This is a genomic window from Mesorhizobium sp. M4A.F.Ca.ET.090.04.2.1 (genome assembly GCF_003999085.1).
Lineage (GTDB): Bacteria > Pseudomonadota > Alphaproteobacteria > Rhizobiales > Rhizobiaceae > Mesorhizobium.
In genome coordinates, this window is sequence record NZ_RZOT01000346.1 from 1 (window position 1) to 6,481 (window position 6,481).

At 66.1% G+C, this 6,481-nt stretch carries 4 protein-coding genes, 1 tRNA gene and 1 pseudogene; 5 read left to right on the top strand and 1 reads right to left on the bottom strand.

The features are described from left to right. The 4 genes from EN781_RS22180 to EN781_RS22195 all read left to right on the top strand — a co-directional run. On the top strand, positions 1-1,438 hold a 1,438-nt coding region (locus EN781_RS22180), incomplete at its 5' end, for an NAD(P)/FAD-dependent oxidoreductase (protein ID WP_145965579.1). Beyond that, entirely contained in the window at positions 1,438-1,920 is a 483-nt protein-coding gene (locus EN781_RS22185; RefSeq protein WP_126056721.1) for a MarR family transcriptional regulator, read from the top strand. The genes EN781_RS22180 and EN781_RS22185, both read left to right, overlap by 1 nt. 49 nt (positions 1,921-1,969) lie before the next feature. Then, positions 1,970-4,123 carry an indolepyruvate ferredoxin oxidoreductase subunit alpha gene (locus EN781_RS22190; RefSeq protein ID WP_126056720.1) on the top strand — a complete coding sequence of 718 codons (2,154 nt, stop codon included), beginning with the start codon at positions 1,970-1,972 and terminating at the stop codon, positions 4,121-4,123. Then, positions 4,116-5,675: an indolepyruvate oxidoreductase subunit beta family protein gene (locus tag EN781_RS22195; protein WP_127400334.1), complete on the top strand. Its 1,560-nt coding sequence runs from the start codon at positions 4,116-4,118 to the stop codon at positions 5,673-5,675. Before EN781_RS22190 ends, EN781_RS22195 begins: the two co-directional genes overlap by 8 nt. A gap of 122 nt (positions 5,676-5,797) precedes the next feature. Here the strand turns inward: EN781_RS22195 and EN781_RS22200 are convergent. Continuing rightward, positions 5,798-5,873, bottom strand: a tRNA-Thr gene (locus tag EN781_RS22200). Between the two features lie 354 nt (positions 5,874-6,227). Here EN781_RS22200 and EN781_RS22205 point away from each other — a divergent pair. After that, positions 6,228-6,481: pseudogene (locus EN781_RS22205) on the top strand (hypothetical protein); the annotation flags it as partial.

Sequence of the window (6,481 nt, forward strand, 5' to 3'; positions counted from 1 at the left end):
GGAGATCACCGCGCCCGGCTTCGTCCATGACGTGATGGCGACGACCTTCGTGCTGTTCATCACCTCGCCGGCCTTTGCCGCACTCGGCAAGGACCTGGCGCGGCACGGGCTGGAATTCTGCCACACCGCGACCCCCACCGGGGTGCTGAGGCCCGACGGCAGCCACGCCGTGCTCACCACCGACCGCATCGCCAACATCGCGGCGCTCAACAAGATTGCCGCGGGCGACGGCGACCGCCACGGCAACGACGTCGGCGGCATCGAGCGAGATGCCGGCCTGCTCTTCGGCCTGCTTGGCGGCGCGCTCTGGTCCTATCCGACGACCAAGCTGCTCACTGGCGAGGCCTGGCGACGCGGGCCGCGCAACCTTGCCGCCTTCCTCGGCGAGGCGCTGGCGCCGGCGCGCGGCTGGCTGGAGGGCGGCTATCGATCCGAAACCACGCGCGCGCTGTGGGCGCCCTGGGTGCTGCATGCCGGCCTCGGTCCGGAGGACGCCTTCTCCGGCCAGATCGCCAAGGTCATTGCGTTTGCGCTGGAGGCTGCGGGCGCGCCGATCGTAAAGGGTGGCGCGAAAAACCTGCTCGCCGCCTTCGAAGCGCTGATCAAGGAGCGCGGCGGTGTGATTTCCACCGACGCGGACGTCGCCTCCATCATCCTGGATGGCGGCCGCGCCACCGGCGTGCGTCTGGCGTCGGGCGAAACAGTGCATGCGAAGAAGAGCGTCATCTGTTCGGTCACGCCGACCCAGCTCTATGGTCGCCTGCTCGGCAGGGATGCGCCGGAGGCGGCCGTCGAAGCGACGCAAAACTATCGCTATGGCAAGGGCAACTTCCAGATCCACTATGCGCTGGACAGGGTCCCCGCCTGGCGCGGCAAGGGGCTGGACAAGGTCGCGCTGCTGCATCTGACGCCCGGGCTCGACGGCGTCTCCAAGGCCTGCAACGAAGCGGTGCGCGGCTTGCTGCCGCAAGTGCCGACCATTTGCGTCGGCCAGCCGCATGCGCTCGATCCGTCGCGCTGTCCGGAGGGCAAGGCGATCCTGTGGCTGCAGCTTCCGGAGGCGCCGCGCTACATCAAGGGTGACGCCGCCGGCAAGCTCGAAGCTCCCGTCGGCGGCCGCTGGACCGAGGCGCTGCGCGAGGCCTTTGCCGACCGCGTCGAGGCCATCCTGGCCAGTCACATCGATGGTTTTGGCGACACAGTGATCGCGCGCCGCGCCTATTCGCCGGCCGATCTCGAAGCGGTGAACATCAACCTGGTAGGCGGCGATCCCTATGGCGGCTCGTCCACCATCGACCAGGCCTTCCTGTGGCGGCCGTTCAAGGCAAGCCGCAACCATGAGACCAGCATCAAGGGCCTCTACCATATCGGCGCCTCCACCCATCCCGGCGCCGGCCTTGGCGGCGGTTCCGGCTTCCTGCTGGCGGGGAGGCTGTGATGGAGGAGAAGGTCCAGCAGAAGCGCCAGCGCATCTCGACCCTGGGCGAGATCGGCCTGCAGCAATTCGCGCCCTATCTCATGAACCGCATCATGGGCCGCTACAACGCCACGCTGCGCGAGGATTTCCGCAAGCAGGGCCTGACCATTCCGCAGGTGCGAACGCTTGCCGTGCTCTCTGTCACCGATGGCGTCACCGTCAACGACCTGTCGGTCTACACCGTCATCGAGCAGTCGACCTTGAGCCGCACGCTTGACGCGCTGGAGGGGCAGGGTCTCGTGCGCCGCGAGCAGGGTGTCACCGACAGCCGTTTCCGCCACGTGTTCCTGACCGACGACGGGCGGGCCCTGTTCACCCGCGCGTGGCCGGCCATGCACGATGCCTTCGAGGCCATGTTCGACGGCGTCGACGATGCCGAATACGCCGCGCTGATCGCGATCCTGCAGAAGATGCTCAAGAACATCCGCAAGCACGACATTTGAGTTTGACGTACGCGCCGCCGGATGCCGGCGGCAACTGAAGGAGGCCACAATGGCCGAACGGTCTTTTGCCAAGGAAGTCGAAAAGCTCCGCCTCGGCGCCGGCCAGGAGTTTGCCGGCGAGGGCATTCTCGCCATCACCAAGGCGCTGCTGCAATGCGGCGTCGGCTATGTCGGCGGCTACCAGGGTGCGCCGATCAGCCACTTGATGGACGTGCTCGCCGACGCTCAGGACATTCTCGGAGAGCTCGGCGTGCATTTCGAGGCAAGCGCCTCGGAAGCCACCGCCACCGCCATGCTCGCGGCCTCGGTGCACTACCCGATCCGTGGGGCCGCCACCTTCAAGTCGACGGTCGGCACCAATGTCGCCTCCGATGCGCTGGCCAACCTGGCGTCGGGCGGCGTCACCGGCGGGGCGCTGATCATCGTCGGCGAAGATTACGGCGAGGGTTCCTCGATCATGCAGGAGCGCAGCCACGCCTTCGCCATGAAGAGCCAGGTCTGGCTGCTCGATCCGCGGCCGAACCTGCCCTCGATCGTCAAGGCGGTCGAGGACGGCTTCGAGCTGTCGGAGGCCTCCAACACGCCTGTCATGCTGCAGGTGCGCATCCGCTGCTGCCACGTCCACGGCCACTTCATCGCCAAGGACAACAAGCGCCCGCCAATGTCGGTGGCCGATGCGCTGGAAGCGCCGCGCCGCGATACCGGTCGCATCGTGCTGCCGCCCGCTTCCTTCCTGCACGAGAAGGAAAAGGTCGCCAAGCGCTGGCCGGCGGCGGTTGACTTCATCAGGAGCCGCAAGATCAACGAGATCTTCGGCTCCGATCACGGCTCGGTCGGCATCGTCATGCAGGGCGGCATGTACAATTCGGTCATCCGCGCGCTGCAGCGGCTCGGCCTCGCCGACACCTATGGCGACACCGACGTGTCGCTCTATGTGCTGAACGCCGTCTATCCGCTGGTCGACGACGAATTCCTCGCCTTCTGCGAAGGCAAGCAGGCGGTTCTGGTCGTGGAGGAGGGCCAGCCCAACTACATCGAGCAGGCCCTCGCGGCTATGCTGCACAAGGCCGGCCGCGGCACCAGGCTGGTCGGCAAGGAGCATTTGCCGATGGCCGGCGAATACACCGGCCAGGTCATACTCGACGGCATCGGCTCCTTCCTGCGGGCCAACGCTCCGCACCTGCTGCCGGGCGAGGTGAGGGCGCCGAATAGGCTCGGCGAAGGCATCGACACCGCCGATCTCGTCAATGTCGTTCCCGGCCGCCCGCCAGGCTTCTGCATCGGCTGTCCCGAGCGGCCGATCTTTGCCGCGACCAAGCTGGTCGAGCAGGAGCTCGGCAACCACCACATCGCCTCCGATATCGGCTGCCACCTGTTCTCGATCATGCCGCCCTTCGAGCTCGGCGCCACCACCATGGGCTATGGGCTGGGTCCGGCCTCGGCCTCCGCGTTCAATTCGCCCGACGCCAAGCGCCGCTCGATCTCTTTCGTCGGTGACGGCGGCTTCTGGCACAACGGCCTGACCTCCTCGATCGGCAACGCGGTCTTCAACAAGAACGACGGCGTCATCGTCATCGTTGACAACTTTTACTCGGCCGCTACCGGCGGCCAGGACATCTTGTCCTCCCGTGCGAGCAACAGGACGAAATCGACCAAGCATCCGATCACCGAGGCGGTGAAAGGCATGGGCGTCAAGTGGCTGCGCCACATCGATCGCACCTACGATGTCGGCAAGATGCAGGCGACGCTCCGTGAGGCGCTGACCACCGAGGAGACGGGTCCGAAGGTCATCGTCGCGTCGTCCGAATGCATGCTGAACCGCCAGCGCCGCGAGAAGCCGCTGGTCGACAAGGCGATCAAGGGCGGCGAGCGGGTCGTGAAGCCGAAGTTCGGCGTCGACGAAGACATCTGCACCGGCGACCACGCCTGCATGCGGCTCTCCGGCTGTCCGTCGCTGTCGGTGAAGTCGCTCGACGAACCGCTGCGCGACGATCCGGTGGCATCGATCGACCAGAACTGCGTCGGCTGCGGTAATTGCGGCGAGGTGGCGGACGCCGCCGTGCTCTGCCCGTCCTTCTACCGTGCCGATGTGATCCACAACCCCGGCCGCTGGGACCGCTTCCTGGAAAGCGCGCGTCGCGCCATGATCGGCCTTTTGCAGCGCCGCCGCGAAAGCCGTCGGCTGGTGTTCGCCGATGCTTGACGAGAACACAGCCTCGCGCCCGAGGACGGACGCCGCCGGTGACGAGCGGGTGATAAAACTCGCCGTGCTTGCCGTTGGCGGCCAGGGCGGCGGCGTGCTCGCCGACTGGATCACCGACGTCGCCGAGCGCAGCGGCTATATCGCCCAGTCAACCTCAGTGGCGGGCGTCGCCCAGCGTACCGGCGCGACGATCTATTACATCGAGATGGCCCGCGACACCGGCCGGCTGCCGGTGTCGCCGTCGCAGGGCGATGTCGACATACTGATCGCCGCCGAGCTGATGGAGGCCGGTCGCGCCATCATCCGCGGCTTCGTCACGCCCGAGCGCACGACGCTGATCGCTTCCTCGCACCGCATCGCCGCCGTGTCGGAAAAGATCGAGCCCGGCGACGGCCGCGCCTCGTCCGAGAAGGTGCACGCGACGGCGCAAGCCGCGGCCAGGCGATTCATCGCCTTCGACATGGAAAAGATCGCCGCCGAGAATGGCACCATGATCTCGGCCAGCCTGCTCGGCGCGCTGGCCGGTTCCGATGCGCTGCCCTTTGCGCGGGACAACTATGAGCAGGCGATCGGCGCCGGCGGCCGCGGCGTCAAAGCCAGCCTCGCCGCCTTCGCCGCCGCTTACGATCGCACGCGCGGCATCGCGGCTGCACCGGCAGGCGAGCAGGCGGCGAAACATGCCGTCACCGAAGCCAAGTCAACGGCGAAGGTCCGTGGACCGGAAATCTTGCTGAAAGGCTGGCAGGAGCTGGCCGCCCGCGTTGGTGCCTTGCCAAAGCCGGCGCGCGACATGGCCGAACGCGGCCTGAAAAAAGTCGTCGACTACCAGGACATCGCCTATGGCGGCGAGTATCTCGACCGGCTGGACAAGGCCGTCGCGCTGGATGGCCCGGAACACGCCTACGCGCTGTCGATCGCCGCGGCGAAACATCTCGCCAATGCCATGTGCTACGACGACATGATCCGCGTTGCCGATCTCAAGACCCGTTCGACCCGCGACAGGCGCGTGCGCAAGGAGGTCGGCGTCAAGGATGGAACGGTCCTGCAGCTGACGGAATATTTCCATCCGCGCATCGAGGAGTTCTGCGGCACGCTGCCGGCGGGTCTCGGCAGCTACATCGAGGACAGACCGAAGCTTGCCAACTTCCTCGACCGCCGCATCAATCGCGGCCGCCGCATCCGCACCGACAGCTTGACCGGCTTCGCAATGCTGTGGTTCATCGGCGGCCTGCGCCGCTGGCGCCGCCGCCTGCTGCGCCACAAGGTCGAGATGGAGCATCTGGAGCGCTGGTACGAACTGGCGCTCGTCCACGCCCGCGAAGATTACGTGCTTGGCACGGAAATCCTGAACTGCCGCAGGCTGATCAAGGGATACAGCGACACCCACGCCCGCGCCCAGTCAAAGTTCGACCGCGTGCTTTCGGCGCTCACCATGCTCAAGGGCCGCGATGATGCGGCCGACTGGATCCGCCGGCTGCGAGAAGCGGCGCTGAAGGACGAGAAAGGCGACATGCTCGATGGCGCGCTGAAGACGGTGGCGACGCTGGGATAAGGGATGCAGCGTCGCAAGCTATCCCGGAAGAAAACCTGGTTTGCGGCGCGATCCAGGGCCGCGACAATGATCGAGATGCCTCGAGCGTTTTTGGCGCAGGGAATGGGAACCCGGGGGGAAACTGGTGCCGCTTGCGTGACTCGAACACGCGACCCCATCATTACGAATGATGTGCTCTACCAACTGAGCTAAAGCGGCCCGGGAAGCGCTAGGCCTCCAAGATGGGCTGGGTGATAGACTCAACCCGCCGCGAATTCAAGATGGCTTGCGGCGAATTCAAATAACCAACCGCGAATTCGAGCCGGAACCCGGCAATTCGTGTTGGGCTGATCCGGGCTGGAAGGATCTGTCCAGACGATGCGCCGCATGCCGAAACGCCGTATTGGGCGGTCGGTGTGGGACGGCCTCGGCGAAATATGTTGATTTCCTTGTAAAAAACCGCCGAAATCGGGTTTGTCCGGGCGCGCCGCGCAGAATGCGGCCGCCGGCCCGTTGATTGATTGGCCGCCTGCCGCTAACGATCATGGCAGGAAACGTGCAGAGGGATTTGGCTTGGACGCGATCGAAAAAGCGATCCGCAACGCCTTCGAGAAGGGCAATGCCGAGGACCGCGTCTTTCGCGAGCGGGTCTATCGTTCGGCCTTTGCCGCGCTCGACCGCGTTCTGCAGGCCAATCCCAACGTGACCGTGGAATTGGCCATCAAGCGCCGCAAGGCGGTGCAGGCCAAGATCGCCGAGATCGAATCGGAGTTCCTGCCGGCGGTTCCCGATGTCGCCGCGTTGGAAGAGAGCGCCCCGCCGGCGGC

Coding starts and splice junctions, on each gene's coding strand:
- EN781_RS22185 (WP_126056721.1), top strand. CDS start 1,438: ATGGAGGAGAAGGTCCAGCAGAAGCGCCAGCGCATCTCGACCCTGGGC.
- EN781_RS22190 (WP_126056720.1), top strand. CDS start 1,970: ATGGCCGAACGGTCTTTTGCCAAGGAAGTCGAAAAGCTCCGCCTCGGC.
- EN781_RS22195 (WP_127400334.1), top strand. CDS start 4,116: ATGCTTGACGAGAACACAGCCTCGCGCCCGAGGACGGACGCCGCCGGT.